This is a genomic window from Streptomyces sp. NPDC021019 (assembly GCF_044333295.1).
In the GTDB taxonomy this organism is placed as follows: Bacteria; Actinomycetota; Actinomycetes; order Streptomycetales; family Streptomycetaceae; genus Streptomyces.
On record NZ_JBIRQR010000005.1, the window covers coordinates 403112 to 416374 of the forward strand.

Annotated in this window: 16 protein-coding genes; 6 read left to right on the top strand and 10 right to left on the bottom strand. The window is 72.3% G+C overall.

The window, feature by feature from the left end; genetic code table 11:
• Nucleotides 1-79: 79 nt before the first annotated feature.
• From ACH4RG_RS26880 to ACH4RG_RS26900, 5 genes are all read right to left on the bottom strand, one after another.
• The gene (locus ACH4RG_RS26880) at nt 80-616 is read right to left on the bottom strand and encodes a pyridoxamine 5'-phosphate oxidase family protein (RefSeq protein ID WP_397924454.1); all 537 of its coding nucleotides are present in this window, start codon (nt 614-616) and stop codon (nt 80-82) included.
• 69 nt (nt 617-685) lie between these two features.
• Nucleotides 686-1144: an SRPBCC family protein gene (locus ACH4RG_RS26885; RefSeq protein ID WP_397924452.1), complete on the bottom strand. Its 459-nt coding sequence runs from the start codon at nt 1142-1144 to the stop codon at nt 686-688.
• A complete protein-coding gene (locus ACH4RG_RS26890) occupies nt 1144-1494 on the bottom strand; it encodes an ArsR/SmtB family transcription factor (protein ID WP_397924450.1) in 351 nt (116 codons plus the stop codon). Before ACH4RG_RS26890 ends, ACH4RG_RS26885 begins: the two co-directional genes overlap by 1 nt.
• 169 nt (nt 1495-1663) lie before the next feature.
• Nucleotides 1664-2767 carry a PP2C family protein-serine/threonine phosphatase gene (locus ACH4RG_RS26895; RefSeq protein WP_398540380.1) on the bottom strand — a complete coding sequence of 368 codons (1104 nt, stop codon included), beginning with the start codon at nt 2765-2767 and terminating at the stop codon, nt 1664-1666.
• A gap of 59 nt (nt 2768-2826) precedes the next feature.
• Entirely contained in the window at nt 2827-3660 is an 834-nt protein-coding gene (locus tag ACH4RG_RS26900) for a Scr1 family TA system antitoxin-like transcriptional regulator (RefSeq protein ID WP_397924446.1), read from the bottom strand.
• A gap of 187 nt (nt 3661-3847) precedes the next feature.
• Between ACH4RG_RS26900 and ACH4RG_RS26905 the strand changes: the two genes are divergently transcribed.
• Nucleotides 3848-4258 carry an ATP-binding protein gene (locus tag ACH4RG_RS26905; protein ID WP_398540381.1) on the top strand — a complete coding sequence of 137 codons (411 nt, stop codon included), beginning with the start codon at nt 3848-3850 and terminating at the stop codon, nt 4256-4258.
• 92 nt (nt 4259-4350) lie between these two features.
• Here the strand turns inward: ACH4RG_RS26905 and ACH4RG_RS26910 are convergent, their stop codons facing one another.
• Nucleotides 4351-5064, bottom strand: coding sequence for a ribonuclease H (locus ACH4RG_RS26910; protein WP_397924442.1), 714 nt, complete (start codon nt 5062-5064; stop codon nt 4351-4353).
• 205 nt (nt 5065-5269) lie between these two features.
• Here ACH4RG_RS26910 and ACH4RG_RS26915 point away from each other — a divergent pair, with 205 nt between their 5' ends.
• Nucleotides 5270-7168 carry an ABC transporter ATP-binding protein gene (locus ACH4RG_RS26915; RefSeq protein WP_397924440.1) on the top strand — a complete coding sequence of 633 codons (1899 nt, stop codon included), beginning with the start codon at nt 5270-5272 and terminating at the stop codon, nt 7166-7168.
• A gap of 51 nt (nt 7169-7219) precedes the next feature.
• Here ACH4RG_RS26915 and ACH4RG_RS26920 read toward each other — a convergent pair whose 3' ends face one another.
• Entirely contained in the window at nt 7220-7489 is a 270-nt protein-coding gene (locus ACH4RG_RS26920; protein WP_397924438.1) for a hypothetical protein, read from the bottom strand.
• Nucleotides 7490-7639: 150 nt separating this feature from the next.
• Here ACH4RG_RS26920 and ACH4RG_RS26925 point away from each other — a divergent pair, with 150 nt between their 5' ends.
• The 3 genes from ACH4RG_RS26925 (at nt 7640) to ACH4RG_RS26935 (ending at nt 10791) form a co-directional block, all read left to right on the top strand.
• Complete coding sequence (locus tag ACH4RG_RS26925) at nt 7640-8335, top strand: class I SAM-dependent methyltransferase (protein ID WP_398540382.1); 696 nt, start codon at nt 7640-7642, stop codon at nt 8333-8335.
• Nucleotides 8336-8650: 315 nt separating this feature from the next.
• A complete protein-coding gene (locus ACH4RG_RS26930) occupies nt 8651-9247 on the top strand; it encodes a carbonic anhydrase (RefSeq protein ID WP_398540383.1) in 597 nt (198 codons plus the stop codon).
• Nucleotides 9248-9321: 74 nt separating this feature from the next.
• Nucleotides 9322-10791, top strand: a complete 1470-nt coding sequence (locus ACH4RG_RS26935; protein ID WP_398540384.1) for a SulP family inorganic anion transporter — start codon at nt 9322-9324, stop codon at nt 10789-10791.
• Between the two features lie 74 nt (nt 10792-10865).
• On the opposite strand, the gene ACH4RG_RS26940 is transcribed toward ACH4RG_RS26935, so the two are convergent.
• From ACH4RG_RS26940 to ACH4RG_RS26950, 3 genes are all read right to left on the bottom strand, one after another.
• Nucleotides 10866-11303: a DUF2267 domain-containing protein gene (locus ACH4RG_RS26940; protein ID WP_397924430.1), complete on the bottom strand. Its 438-nt coding sequence runs from the start codon at nt 11301-11303 to the stop codon at nt 10866-10868.
• A gap of 102 nt (nt 11304-11405) precedes the next feature.
• Nucleotides 11406-11804, bottom strand: coding sequence for a DUF2267 domain-containing protein (locus ACH4RG_RS26945; RefSeq protein WP_397924428.1), 399 nt, complete (start codon nt 11802-11804; stop codon nt 11406-11408).
• A gap of 97 nt (nt 11805-11901) precedes the next feature.
• Nucleotides 11902-12333, bottom strand: a complete 432-nt coding sequence (locus ACH4RG_RS26950) for an Hsp20/alpha crystallin family protein (protein ID WP_397924426.1) — start codon at nt 12331-12333, stop codon at nt 11902-11904.
• A 139-nt stretch (nt 12334-12472) separates the two neighbouring features.
• On the opposite strand from ACH4RG_RS26950, the gene ACH4RG_RS26955 reads away from it, so the two are divergent.
• Nucleotides 12473-13156, top strand: a complete 684-nt coding sequence (locus tag ACH4RG_RS26955; protein ID WP_398540385.1) for an HSP18 transcriptional regulator — start codon at nt 12473-12475, stop codon at nt 13154-13156.
• The last annotated feature ends 107 nt before the right edge of the window (nt 13157-13263 follow it).

Genomic DNA, 13263 nt, shown 5'->3' on the forward strand with positions numbered 1-13263 from the left:
ACTCCCGATGTCGATACGTCGTACGGCGCTCGCCGTACGTGTGTTCCGTGCGGGTGACCGACGATCGGCGCCTCAAACCTCACCGTCGTCCGGAAGGCCGGCGGTGGAAGCGGTAGCGGGTCTGGCTGTACGCCTTGCCCTTCCCGAAGGCGAATCCGACCTCCGGGTCGAGGCGGTACAGCTGGACCGTGCCCGAGCGGATGGTGTCACCGAGGCCGTGCCAGGTACCGTCCGGGCTGGTCAGCAGGGAGCCGTACTTGCCCTCGTAGGCGTCGGCGGTGGTGCCGCGTTCCGCCGGGTCGCGCACCAACCCGGCGCGGCCTTCCAAGGTGATGTCGAGACCGTCCAGGACGTTCGTGCCGGTTGTCATGACGCAGTGCTGGTTGCCGTGGAGGTTGCGCGCCTTGCGCTCCTGGTCGCCGGTGGCGAAGTACAGGGCTCCGCCGGTCCAGACGGCCAGCAACGGTGTCACGTGGGGCCGGCCGTCGGGGCGGACGGTGGACAGCCAGAACAGTCGCGCCCGCTGGAGCTCACGCAGTGCGGTCGGCCAAGGGGTCGCGTCGGCGCCGGAATCACTGAAGGGGCCGAGCTCGGCGATCGGGTCACGGTCGGACATGGAAGCTCCTCGACGGGTCGGGCAGGCGTGCGGTCGGCCATGTTCTCGTCAGCGGGAAGCCCCGCGGGCTCACGCGTGCCCTCCCACTCCCAGCTCGACGCCCAACGCGTCGAGCCAGTCGCCGGTGCCGTGCTTCCGCCAGGAGGGCTCCTCCCGGCCGTCGAGGAAGGTGCCCTGCTCGGTGAGGACCAGCCGGGTGCCTCCATCGGCCGGGCCGAACGCCACGGTCGTCAGCGACGCCGCCGCGAGATCGTCCCCCACGTGCAGCACAGAGGTGTAGACAATGCGCTCGTTCGGGACGATGTCGCGGTACAAGGACTCGAACGTCAGCGACGGGCCGCCGCCCGGACGGCTGCGGTTGGCCTCCCGGCCCCCGACCCGGAAGTCCAGTTCATGGTCGGCGTCGGGCGTGGAGAACCAGCGGGCCTTCGTCCTCGGGTCGGCCCATGCGGCGAACACCCTGACCGCCGTGGCGGGGTAGAGACGTTCGAGGGTGAACGTGGCGTGCGTGACAGAACGGTCGATCATCACAAGTTTCCTCTCTCCGGTGTGCCGGGATCATCGAGCAGGTGGCCGCCGAGCCGGTCCAGGCGCCGTTCCCAGGGGGTGCGCTGCTCGGCGAGCCAGCCCTCGGCCGTCCGCAGCACGTCCGGCTCGATGCGGCAGGTGCGGACCCGGCCGGTCTTCTCGGAGCTGACCAGCCCGCAGGCTTCCAGCACCTGAATGTGCTGCATGACCGCCGACAGCGACATCTCCAGCGGCCTGGCCAGTTCGCTGACCGATACCGGTCCGCGGACCAGGCGCTCCACCATCGCCCGGCGCGTTCCGTCCGCCAGCGCCTGGAACACCCGGTCGAGCGATCCTCCATAGTTAGGCATGTCCTTAACTATGGATCGACTCACCTTTTATGGTCAAGCACTTCCTTCACCAATGTCCTGATCACGGCGGCCCCAGGTGCTCTCGGGTGCCCCCCTGCCAGGGAGATCCGCCCTTCTCGCGGCAGACGACGCGGGCTGTCGCACGGGGCGCGGCGAGGCACGGCGGCCGTCACGGGTCAGGGCGGACCCGGGGTCGGTGCAGGGCGAGGAGCGCCTGATCGTCCTGGATCCGGCCGCCGGTGTGCCGCCCCACGTCCTCGATCAGCAGGTGGAGGATCTGCGCCGGGGTAGCCGGGTCGCCGGTCAGCGCACGGTGGTGGACGAGGGAGGGCAGCCGGACGGACGCGTCGTAGAAGACCCCGGACTCGTCGCGGGCCTCGGTGACGCCGTCCGTGTAACAGACGAGGGTGGCGCCGGGCGGGAACGGGAAGGTGTCGACCGGGCAGGACCAGGACCCCAGGGCGCTCATGCCGAGCGGGGGCGCCTCCTCGGAGGGTCCGAGGACGGTGGCCCTGCCCTCGGCGTCCAGCAGCACCGGCGGGGGGTGCCCCCGGTTGACGACGCGTACGGCGTCGAGGTCTTCGGCGAACTCGGCGATCAGGGCGGTGGTGAACCCCTCGTCCTGCTCCTGGCCGCCGCGTCGGCCGCCCTCCCGCAGGAGGGCCCGCTCCAGCGCGGTCACGAGGCCGGGCAGGTCCTCCGCCTCGTCCGCCGCGTACCGGAAGGCCCCCAGGTCCGCGCAGACCGCGCTGACCGCGCCCAGGCCCTTCCCGCGGACGTCCCCGACCATCACGCGCACCCCGTGCGGGGTGTCCTGGACGACGTAGAGGTCACCGCCGATCATGGCCTCGTCCTCGGCGGGCACGTACCGGGCGGCGATCCTGAGCTCGCCGAGGCGCGAGGGGGGCCTGGGCAGGACGGCGCTCTGGGCCACGGCGGCGATATGGCGCGCGCGGCGGGTCCGGGCGTCCCGGCCCTCCAGGGCGCGGTTGATGAGGACGGCCAGCACGGTCACGGCCAGAAGGGTGAGCTGGTTGGCGACGCCCCGCTGCCAGCCGAAGGTGCCGTCGTACCAGGCGAGGCCCGCGTGGACCGCCATCGAGAGGGCGCCGATCGCGACGATGCCGCGCAGGGTCAGCAGCGGTGCCGCGGCGACGGGGACCGCCATCAGCAAGGGTGCGGAGGTGACGTCCGTCGGGGTCACCAGGTCCAGCACGACGGCCAGCACGACGACCCCCGACGGGATCCACTTGGCCCTGCGCAGCTGCACCACTCCCCCACGCTGTAGGGCGCCGGAGCCCGCCGCATCCCGGGCGCGCCCGGGCCCGCGGGTCACTCCGGCAGCGGGGTCCCGGGGCCGGGTGCGGCGGCGCACGCCGCGTCCAGCCGGATGCGGTGGGCCATCACGGCTTCGGGATCGTCGATGACGTCGACCCGGACGCCCGGGATCTCCAGCACCGCCTGGTCCCCGATCTCGGGAGCGGGCACCCGGAGGATATGCAGGGGCGGCACACCGGTCAGGGGGTGCGGCGGGTGGTCCAGGGGCACTACCTGGACGGTGACGTGCTGTTCCCTCATCGCCTCGGCCAGCGCGGCCCGCTGCCCGTCCATGGTCTCCCCGTCGCCGACCCGCGTGTGGAGGGCCACTGCCGGGAACAGGGCCCACAGAGCGGCCCCGCGCTCGCACATACGGCGGCGGCGCTCCCGCAGCAGCTCGACACGGCGTTCCCGGCGCCCGGGTGTGTCCTCCGGGTACTGCGTACGGTAGAGCGCGGCGGCGTACGCGGGAGTGCGCAGCAGTTCGGGCACCAGTGCCGGGTGCCAGGTCCGCACGAGGCTCGCCGAGGACTCCACCCCGATGACGTCCTGCTGCCAGCCGTCCATCGCGTCCCGCCACCGGTGCCACCAGCCGGGCAGGTTCGCGGCTCCGAGCCCGGCCATGATGGGCTCGGCCACGGCGGGCGGAACGCCGTAGCAGCGGAGCAGTTCGCGGACCTGCCGGGCGTCGAGTCCGGTCGCGGCGCGTTCGATGCGCCGGACGGTGGCGGGGTGGGCGTCCAGCGCGTCGGCCGCGGCCCGAAGGCTGATTCCCGCGCGTTCCCGCAGCATACGGAGGCGGACCGCGAGAACGCGGTGCTCCACGGTGGGACCTGAACGGGCTCGCATGCGCAGAACCTTCCTCGACGAGCCCCGGGGCGGAGCACTCCACACTCTGTCGCTTGCAAAGTATGCGTTTTGCGTCGAGAGTGCATACATGTCGGAAATAGTCAGTTGCGCGGAGCGTGCTCCCGATGACGGAGGTGTCCGAGGTGCCGGAGGTGACCGAGGTGCGCACAGCTGGTGGGTTCCCCGATTGCCCGGGGGTGTCCCGGAAGCCCGGCACCGGGTCCAGGAGGCCATGCGGGCCTGGGGCGAACCGGCCGAACGGACCGAGGCGGCGGCCCTGATAGTGACCGAGCTGGTCACCAACGCCGTGCAGCACACCAGCACCCGGCGGATCCGCTGCCGACTCCTGCGCTCCGCGGACGGCGTGCGCATCTGCGTGTGGAACCGCGGCCGGGCCCGGATCCCGGCACCGGCATCCCCCGGCGACTCGGCGGGCCTTCCCGTCACCGGGCCCCCGACGCCGGGCGGCCACGCCGACGACGACATGTTCGACCACCTGGCGGAGGACGGCAGGGGCCTCCTGCTCGTCGACGCGCTGGCGGCCCGCTGGGGCACCCACGCCGCACTGACGGGCCGCCTCGTCTGGGCCGACGTCTGAGCCTCCCCACAGCGCGCCCGCGACATCTCCTCGACGCCTGCGCGACCGGCCGGACCGCTCTCCGGGCTTCTCCGCCCGACGCCCTCGCGTGATCAGGCGGGAGCGGTGCGGCACTCCGGGTGGCCCCAGCCGTTCGGGTTCTTCGCGATCGGCTCCTTGGCCGCGTACGGCTTTCCGCAGTGGCACCGGCCCGCGAAGCGCGCCGCGATCGTGCCGGTGGACCGCCCGCCCCGGGACCCGCCCGCCGCACTCCGCCCCTTCGCGCCGCCCGGCGCACCGGACGCCCCCGATCGCCCCTTCGTGGACCGCGCGGGCGCGGGCACCGGCAGAGCCGTGGCGCCGTGCGCCGTACCGGCCGGGCTCTGGGCCACAGCCGCCTCGCTGGCGGCCTGGTCGGCGATCGCGTTGAGCGGGTCGCCGTTCACCTGGTGCGCGGGCACATAGCGGAACGTCACCGAGCGGTCGGCGAGCAGGGCGTCGATGCGGGTGACCAGCTCACGATTGGCGACGGGCTTGCCACCGGAGGTCTTCCAGCCGTTGCGCTTCCACCCCGGAAGCCACTTCGTCACGGCGTTCATGGCGTACTGCGAGTCCATCCGCACCTCGACGCGCGAGGCCGGGCCGGTGGACTCCAGCAGCTCGGCCAGCGCCGTGAGCTCGGCGACGTTGTTCGTCGCGGTGCCGAGCGGACCGGCCTCCCAGCGCACAGGGTTCCCCTGCGCGTCGGCGACGACCCACGCCCAGGCTGCCGGACCCGGATTTCCCTTCGACGCCCCGTCACACGCGGCGATCACGCACTCGTTCATCCCCTGATCATGCCAGCCCCGCATGGCCGTGCCGACCGTCCGCGCGATCGCCGGGACCGGGGCGTGCTCCGGCGTCTCCACCCCTCGCCCTTGACCTCAACCAAACCTGAGGTCCTAACGTTCCGAGGGAACCCGGGGCCGCACGGCCCAAGGGATCCGCAGGCCGTCGGGGGAGACCGGGGGCCGTCAGACTTCGGAGCGCCCCATGGACATGGAAGTCACCGCGTGGCATTCGCTGCACAGTGCGATGAACGCCCAGCAGGACCGCCGGCCCTTCTCCCGGACGGCGTTGCGCCGCATCATGGTCTTCGCCCGGCCCCATCGGCGGCGGATCTACCGTTTCCTCATGCTGAGCGTCCTGACGGCGCTGCTCGCGGTGGCCACCCCGCTGTTGGCCGGGAAAGTCGTCGACGCGATCGTGAACGGCGCGGAGACCGGGACCGTCACCCGGCTCGCCCTGCTCATCGCGCTCATCGCCGTCGCCGAGGCCGGTCTCGGCCTGCTCACCCGCTGGCTGTCGTCGACCCTGGGGGAGAGCCTGATCCTGGACCTGCGCACCGCCGTCTTCGACCATGTGCAGAAGATGCCGGTCGCCTTCTTCACCCGGACCCGGACCGGCGCCCTGGTCAGCCGGCTCAACAACGACGTGATCGGCGCGCAGCGGGCGTTCAGCAATACGCTCTCCGGCGTCGTCTCCAACGTCGTCACCCTGATGCTGACGCTCGCCGTCATGCTCACGATCTCCTGGCAGATCACGCTGCTCTCGCTGGTGCTGCTCCCGGTGTTCGTCGTGCCGGCCCGCCGGATGGGGGCTCGGATGGCGGGACTCCAGCGGGAGGCCGCCGACCATAACGCCGCGATGGGCACCCAGATGACCGAGCGGTTCTCCGCCCCCGGCGCGACACTGGTCAAGCTCTTCGGGCGCCCTTCCGACGAGTCGGCCGAGTTCGCCGCCCGCGCCGACCGGGTGCGTGACATCGGCATCCGTACGGCCATGGCCCAGTCGGCCTTCATCACCGCCCTCACCCTGGTCTCCGCCCTGGCCCTGGCCCTGGTCTACGGGCTCGGCGGCTACTACGCCCTGCGCGGCAGCCTGGAGCCGGGTGCCGTCGTGGCGCTGGCGCTGCTGCTGACCCGGCTGTACGCGCCGCTCACCGCGCTGGCCGGGGCCCGGGTCGAGGTGATGAGCGCGCTCGTCAGCTTCGAGCGGGTCTTCGAGATCCTGGACCTGAAGCCGCTGATCGAACAGAAGCCGGACGCCCGCCGGGTGCCGGAAGGCCCGGTCTCCGTGGAGTTCGACCAGGTGTCCTTCGGCTACCCCTCCGCCGACAAGGTCTCCCTCGCCTCGCTGGAGGAGGTCGCCACGCTCGACGACCGGGGCGGCACAACGGTCCTGCACGACGTCTCCTTCCGCGCCGAACCCGGCCAGATGATCGCCCTGGTGGGCTCCTCCGGAGCGGGCAAGTCGACGATCGCGCAGCTGCTGCCCCGGCTGTACGACACGGACACCGGTTCCGTGCGGCTGAATGGTGTCGACGTACGCGATCTGAGCGCGGACTCGATCCGGGACACGCTCGGCATGGTCACCCAGGACGGGCACCTCTTCCACGAATCGGTGCGGGCCAACCTGCTGATCGCCCGGCCCGACGCCTCCGAGGACGATGTCTGGGACGCCCTGCGCCGCTCCCGGCTCGACGGCCTGATCGCCTCGCTGCCGGACGGGCTCGACACGGTGGTGGGCGAGCGCGGCTACCGGCTCTCCGGCGGGGAGCGCCAGCGCCTGACCATCGCCCGGCTGCTGCTGGCCCGTCAGCGGGTCGTGATCCTCGACGAGGCGACCGCGCACCTCGACTCCACGTCGGAGGCCGCCGTCCAGGAGGCGCTGGCCGAAGCGCTGGCCGGCCGGACCGCCCTGGTGATCGCCCACCGGCTCTCGACCGTACGGGCCGCCGACCGGATCCTGGTGGTGGAGGCGGGCCGGGTCGTCGAGAACGGCACGCACACCGAGCTGCTGGCGGCCGGTGGAAGGTACGCGGAGCTGTACCGCACCCAGTTCGAGCGGCCGTCGTCGGAGGGGAAGAGGCCGGTCCAGCCGGTCCGCTGACCCGGCGCCCGCCCCCACGCCGTCCGGCCGGACCTCACCGGCCGGACGGCGTCAGCGCATGCCGCCGCGGGCGAGGGGCGCCCGGTCGGCTGTCCGCAGCCGCCGCAGCGCGTGGCCGCCGCACCGGCGCCACTCCTTGGGCGACACCCGCGGACGCTGACCGCCACTGGTGACGAGCGCGTTCACCGACGTCATCGGGTCCGCCGCCATGGTCTTGGCCAGCAGGGCGCCGACCACGAGCGGGAGCAGCGTGACGGCCAGCGCGGAGCCGGCGGTGGTGACGTGCTGGATACGGGGGCGGCGCGGCGCTTCGGAGGTCATGCGCCCATCGAACAGCGACCAGGGAACCGGAACATCGGGGAACGTACTCAGGGGCGCGGGACCGGCATACTCAGGCACTCCCGGGGGGACGCTCACAGCGGCCGGGCACGCGGGTCCCGGTCGGCCGCCGACCACGGAAGGATCGCCTCGATGGGTGAGCGCCGGTCACTCGGTGACAGCAGAGGACCTCGTGGCGGCCGGCGGCTTCCGGACGCGGGCGCCGGCCCCGGGCATCCGGCCGCGGCGGTGTTCGACGCGCTGGGAGCGGAGTACGAGCGGGCCTTCGCCGGTTCGGCCGCCCACCGCGAGTCGCTGGAGCGGCTGCTGGGGGACCTGGCCCCGGGGAGCCGGGTGCTGGACGTGGGCAGCGGGACGGGCCGGCCCACGGCACGGGCCCTGGCGGACGCGGGACACCGGGTGCTGGGCGTCGACGTGTCGCCGGTGATGACCGCGCTCGCGGCCCGGCAGGTGCCGGAGGCGGAGTTCCGGTGTGCGGACGTCCGCGATCTCCCCCTCTCCTACGGCGAGTTCGACGCGGTCTGCGTGTACTTCTCGCTGCTGCAGCTGGAGCGGGGAGACCAGTGCGAGCTGCTGGAGCGGCTCGCGCGGTCGGTGCGGCCCGGCGGGCTGCTGGTCGCCGCGACGGTGCCGGTGGACGTCGCGGGCGTCGACGCGGTCTTCATGGGGCAGCCGGTCCGGGTCTCCAGCTTCGGCGCCGAGGAGTTCACCGCCCTGATCACGCGGGCGGGCATCGCCGTGGAGTGGGAGCACAGCGCGCTCTTCACCCCGGACCATCCGGTCGGCGCACCCGAGCCGCACCTCTTTCTCCACGGCCGCCGCACCTGACGGCGCCGCCTTCCCTCGCGGCACTCCCCGCCCATTGGCTATCACAAAGAACAAGCCGAATGAATGACATGGGTGGCGCATTTGTGTTTCTTCACGAGAAGGTAATGCGATAGCAAAGTTCTGGTCGTTATGCTCTGCTGCAGTCACATCCGCAAGGAGCGACCGGAGTGGGCTTCACCGCGCCGCCATCCGGCAAACCGCAAGGTGAGGCACCCTCATCATTTCGAACATTCATCCGGTTACCAACAGAGCACTCGTCAATATGACCCGACCACACCGCTCCCCGGCACCGCCGGATGCAGGAGGCAGGCCACCATGCAGTCCCTCGTAGAACACGCCCGGACATTCACCGAACACGTCGCCGCGAACGCAAAGCAATTCGAACATCTCGCGGACGGCCAGACCCCCGAAGCACTCTTCGTCACGTGCTCGGACTCGCGTGTCGTCCCCTCGTTGATCACCGGCGCCCGCCCGGGGCAGCTCTTCGAACTCCGCACCGCGGGCAACATCGTTCCGCGCTATCCGGCACAGGACCGGCCCACGGGCGAGGCCGCGACCATCGAGTACGCCCTGCGCGCGCTCCAGGTGCGCGACATCGTCGTGTGCGGGCACTCCCACTGCGGCGCCGTGGGCGCCGTGTTCCGCGGCGACGACCTCTCCGCCATGCCCGCCGTCCGCCACTGGCTGGAGCACTCCACGGACGGCAGGGACCCGGCGGGCGACCCCGACGACCTCCCTCTCGCGATCCAGGCCCACGCGCTCGCCCAGCTCAACACCCTGCGGGGCTACCCGGCGGTGCGCGAGCGGCTGGCCGAGGGCACCCTCGGCCTGCACGCCTGGTACTACGAAGTGCACACCGGCTCCGTCAGCGTCCACCGACCGGAGCGCGGGACCGAGTTCGCCCGCCTTTGACGGTTTTCCCTCCCCCACGCTCGCGTGCTCGGCCCCCCGGCCGGGCGCGACCGTACCCACAAGGGAAACCCATCGTGATTTCCGCGAAGGAACTCAAGAACCCCCACGTCGTACGACGTGACCTGCTGGCGTCACTCGTCGTCTTCCTGGTCGCGCTGCCGCTGTGCGTCGGCGTCGCCGTCGCCTCCGGAGTGCCGGCCGAACTGGGCCTGGTCACCGGCATCGTCGGCGGGCTCGTCGTCGGCTTCCTGCCGGGCAGCAAGCTCCAGGTCAGCGGACCGGCCGCGGGGCTCACCGTGCTCGTCTACGAGGCGGTCAAGGAATTCGGCCTCAGCACCCTCGGCCCGATCGTGCTGGCCGCCGGGCTGCTCCAAGTGGTCCTGGGCCTGGCGCGCTTCGGCCGCTGGTTCCGCGCCATCTCCGTCTCCGTGGTGCAGGGCATGCTCGGCGGCATTGGCCTGATCATCGTGCTGGGCCAGGTGTACGCCATGGCCGACACCGAACAGCCGGGCAGCGGTCTCGCCAAACTGGCCGGACTCCCCGGCCTCGCCATCGAGATCGTCACGAACCAGGAGGCCCTCACCGCCTTCGGCCTCGGCGCCGGAACCGTCGCCGTGCTGCTGCTGTGGCCGAGGCTCCCGGCGACCGTCCGCCTCGTCCCGGCGCCCCTCGCCGCGGTCGCCCTGGCCACCGTCGTCGCCCACCTGGCCGGTCTGCGCCCGGCGGTGGCCGACGTGAACGGGCTGCTACAGGCCATCGATCCGCCCGGCGGGGTGGATTTCGCCCGGCTCGCCGATGTGGCGGTCATCGGCACCGTCCTGGCCTTCGCCCTCATCGCCTCGGCCGAGAGTCTGTTCAGCGCGGCGGCCGTCGACCGGATGCACGACGGGCCCCGCACCGACTACGACAAGGAGCTGGTGGCCCAGGGCGTCGGCAACACCCTCTGCGGGGCGCTCGGCGCGCTGCCGATGACCGCGGTCATCGTCCGCAGCGCCACCAACGTCCAGGCCGGGGCGACCACCGCGCTCTCCCGGATCGCCCACGGCCTGTGGCTGCTGCTCTTCGCCGCGCTGCTGCCCGCCGCCGTCGGGATCATCCCGCTGGCCGCGCTGGCCGGGATCCTCGTCCACGCCGGGTGCAAGCTGGTGCCCGCCAAGGAGTTCGGCCCGCTGTGGCGCGAACACCGCGGGGAGGCCGTACTGCTGGCGATCACCGCGATCGCGATCGTCGTGACCAACCTGTTCGAGGGGGTCGTGCTCGGCCTGCTGCTGGCGGTGGTCAAGTCGGCCTGGGAGACCTCGCACGTCCAGCTCACCACCCGTCGGCTCACCGGCGGCCGGGTCGTGGTGACCCTCACCGGGAACGCCACCTTCCTGCGACTGCCCCGCATCCTGGAGCAGTTGGAGAAGCTCCCGCAGGACCAGCCCATAGAGCTGGACCTGACCGGTCTGCGCCACCTCGACCACGCCTGCCGGGTCGCCCTGGAGAACTGGGCGCGCCGGCACAACAACGCGGAGATCGAGCCGGTGACGATCCGCCGGTAGTCGCGGCCCCGGGGCGGCGGTTCCTGCCGACCTGCTGTGCGGCGGCCCGGTCCGGGCCGCCGCACAGCCTCGGATCAGGCGGCCTGGGCGAGGAGTTCGGCGCGACCGAAGAGGAGCGCGTAGCCGGGCGGCAGGCTGCTCACCACCCGGGCGACGAGAGCGTCCTCCATCAGAGCGGCGATCTGGCTCAGGACGACGCCCGCGTCCCAACGGGCGGTCGCCGGGGTACCACCGGTGCGCACGGCGAGATCGCGGACGAAGGCGGCACCGGGAAGCTGCTTGACAGCGGGCACTTCGGAGGTGAACACCAGGGCGGCCTCCCTGGGCAGGGCCGCGGCGAGCGCGACGCGCTCATCACCGGTGACCTGTCGGCCGAGCGCACCCAACACAGCGCGAAGGCTCTCCTCGGCACGTTCGCGCGTCGGGTAGGCGCCCTCGTAACGGATCTTCTCCAGCAGCTGGTCGACCGTCGTGCCCGCCGGTACGCCGGCGTTACGAGGCTCATGGATCATCGTGTCGGCAGCCTTTCTCATCAGTACGGCTCGGATCGGGCGCTGCCCGCTCCGACGGCTCGCCGCACGGCGGCACGGGAGGGGCAGCGGGGTGGATCTGGGTCATGCGTTACGCGTGTGCCCACCGAAGAGCACGTCATACCCGGGCGGCAGTTGGAGCAGAATGCGGCGGGTGAGTTCCTCGCCCGCCGCCTCCGCCGCGACGCTCAGAACAGCTCCGACGTCCCATCGGGCGGTCTGTTCGCCGGCCCCTTCGATCCAGGCCGCGGTGGCACGCACGAAACGCTCCGGGGAGAGCGGTTCGGCGGCCTGAAGCGGGTTGAGCAGGATCAGGGCCAGGGTCTCCGGCAGCCGGGCGGCCAGTTCGGCCCGTTCGCCGCCGACCAGGTGAGCGCCGAGGAGGGCCAGGACGACGCGCGCGGCGCGCTCGGCCTCCGTTCGCGTCCCGTACTCGCCGCGCTCCCGGATCCGGTCCAGGAACGCCTCCCATCGCAGGGTCACCGCAGCTACCCCCTCGGGTGGTTGCCGGGCGAGGGGCGGGAGCGGGAAAGTAGGGGGAGCCCGTCCCCGCCCTCGCCGCGTCGTGGGCCGAGCCGGGTCAGCCCTTGATCTGCTGGCGCCGGGGCTCCCCGCCAATGGCGATCTTGCGGGGCTTGGCGCGCTCGGCGATCGGGATGCGCAGGGTCAGCACCCCCGCCTCACAATGCGCGTCGATCTGTTCGGTGTCGAGCGAATCGGCGAGCACGATCTGCCGGGAGAAGACACCCAGCGGACGCTCGGAGAGCTCCATCTGCACATGGTCGTCGTTCACCGCCGGCCGACGCTCGGCCTTGACGGTCAGCATGTTCCGCTCGACGTCGATGTCGATCGCGTCCGGCGGGACACCGGGAAGATCGAACGCCACCACGTACTCGTCGCCCTCGCGATACGCGTCCATCGGCATCGCCGAGGGCCGCGACCAGGTGCCGGGGCGGAGAAGCTGCTCGGTGATCCGGTCGAGTTCACGGAAGGGGTCAGTACGCATCAGCATGACGGAAACACCTCCAGTCGTTCGGGCGGACGGCCCGTGCTTTTCACCTGAGACCGTTGTAGCATGTCATCCATTCGATGACAACTGATCGAGTCACCGAAAGGATGACAGAGATTTCGAGCGAGCAAGGGAGCTCCCGTTGTCCACACGAGCCCGGCGCGAGCCGTTCCGGCACCCCACCCCGGACGCCGCCTCCCTCCTCGCGGCGTCAGCGGCGCTGAAGAACATCGACGAGGCACTCCGCGGGGCCCACGTCGGCTCCGAGGACACCGGCTCCGGACCGGCGGTCGCCTGCGACCGGGCTCAGGCCCTGGCTTCGCTGCACCTGTTGCGTGAGGTGCGGGAGCGGCTGGCGGGCTGGGAGCCCGGGCTGATCGAGACGGCCCGCGCGGCCGGCGCGAGCTGGGCCGATCTGGCGGATCCATTGGGCGTCGCCAGCCGCCAGGCGGCCGAGCGGCGCTATCTGCGACTGCGCCCCGGCACCGCGGGCAGCACCGGGGAACAGCGGGTCCAGGCGACCCGGGACCGCCGGGCGGGCGACCGCTCGATCACCGCATGGGCCCGGCAGAACGCGGCCGACCTGCGGTCCCTCGCCGGCCAGATCACCGCGCTGGCCGACCTCCCCGCCTCGGCCGACGCTTCTCTGGGCCTGCTCCGGCAGGCGCTCGGGGCGGACGACGCCGCCGCGCTGGTCGCCCCGCTGACCGCGCTCGGACCGCATCTCGCCGCGGAACACCGGACGTTGGCGGACCGTGTGGGTTCACTCGCCCGCCATACCAGCCGACTGCGTGAGGACACGGCCATGAAACGGCGGGGCGACTGACGAGAGCCATGCAGGTCCGGGCGCCCCTCCCGGACCCGCGCCCTGGCCTGCCGCGCGGGGGGGGGGCCGCCCCCCCCCCCCCCCCCGCCGGGGGGGGGGCGGAGGGG

Excerpts from the sequence above, each read along its gene's own strand:
- ACH4RG_RS26930 (WP_398540383.1), top strand. The coding sequence starts at position 8,651 with ATGCAGTCCCTCGTAGAACACGCCCGGACATTCACCGAACACGTCGCC.
- ACH4RG_RS26940 (WP_397924430.1), bottom strand. The coding sequence starts at position 11,303 with ATGATCCATGAGCCTCGTAACGCCGGCGTACCGGCGGGCACGACGGTC.
- ACH4RG_RS26890 (WP_397924450.1), bottom strand. The coding sequence starts at position 1,494 with ATGCCTAACTATGGAGGATCGCTCGACCGGGTGTTCCAGGCGCTGGCG.
- ACH4RG_RS26950 (WP_397924426.1), bottom strand. The coding sequence starts at position 12,333 with ATGCTGATGCGTACTGACCCCTTCCGTGAACTCGACCGGATCACCGAG.
- ACH4RG_RS26920 (WP_397924438.1), bottom strand. The coding sequence starts at position 7,489 with ATGACCTCCGAAGCGCCGCGCCGCCCCCGTATCCAGCACGTCACCACC.
- ACH4RG_RS26910 (WP_397924442.1), bottom strand. The coding sequence starts at position 5,064 with ATGAACGAGTGCGTGATCGCCGCGTGTGACGGGGCGTCGAAGGGAAAT.
- ACH4RG_RS26915 (WP_397924440.1), top strand. The coding sequence starts at position 5,270 with ATGGACATGGAAGTCACCGCGTGGCATTCGCTGCACAGTGCGATGAAC.
- ACH4RG_RS26880 (WP_397924454.1), bottom strand. The coding sequence starts at position 616 with ATGTCCGACCGTGACCCGATCGCCGAGCTCGGCCCCTTCAGTGATTCC.
- ACH4RG_RS26885 (WP_397924452.1), bottom strand. The coding sequence starts at position 1,144 with ATGATCGACCGTTCTGTCACGCACGCCACGTTCACCCTCGAACGTCTC.
- ACH4RG_RS26925 (WP_398540382.1), top strand. The coding sequence starts at position 7,640 with ATGGGTGAGCGCCGGTCACTCGGTGACAGCAGAGGACCTCGTGGCGGC.
- ACH4RG_RS26900 (WP_397924446.1), bottom strand. The coding sequence starts at position 3,660 with ATGCGAGCCCGTTCAGGTCCCACCGTGGAGCACCGCGTTCTCGCGGTC.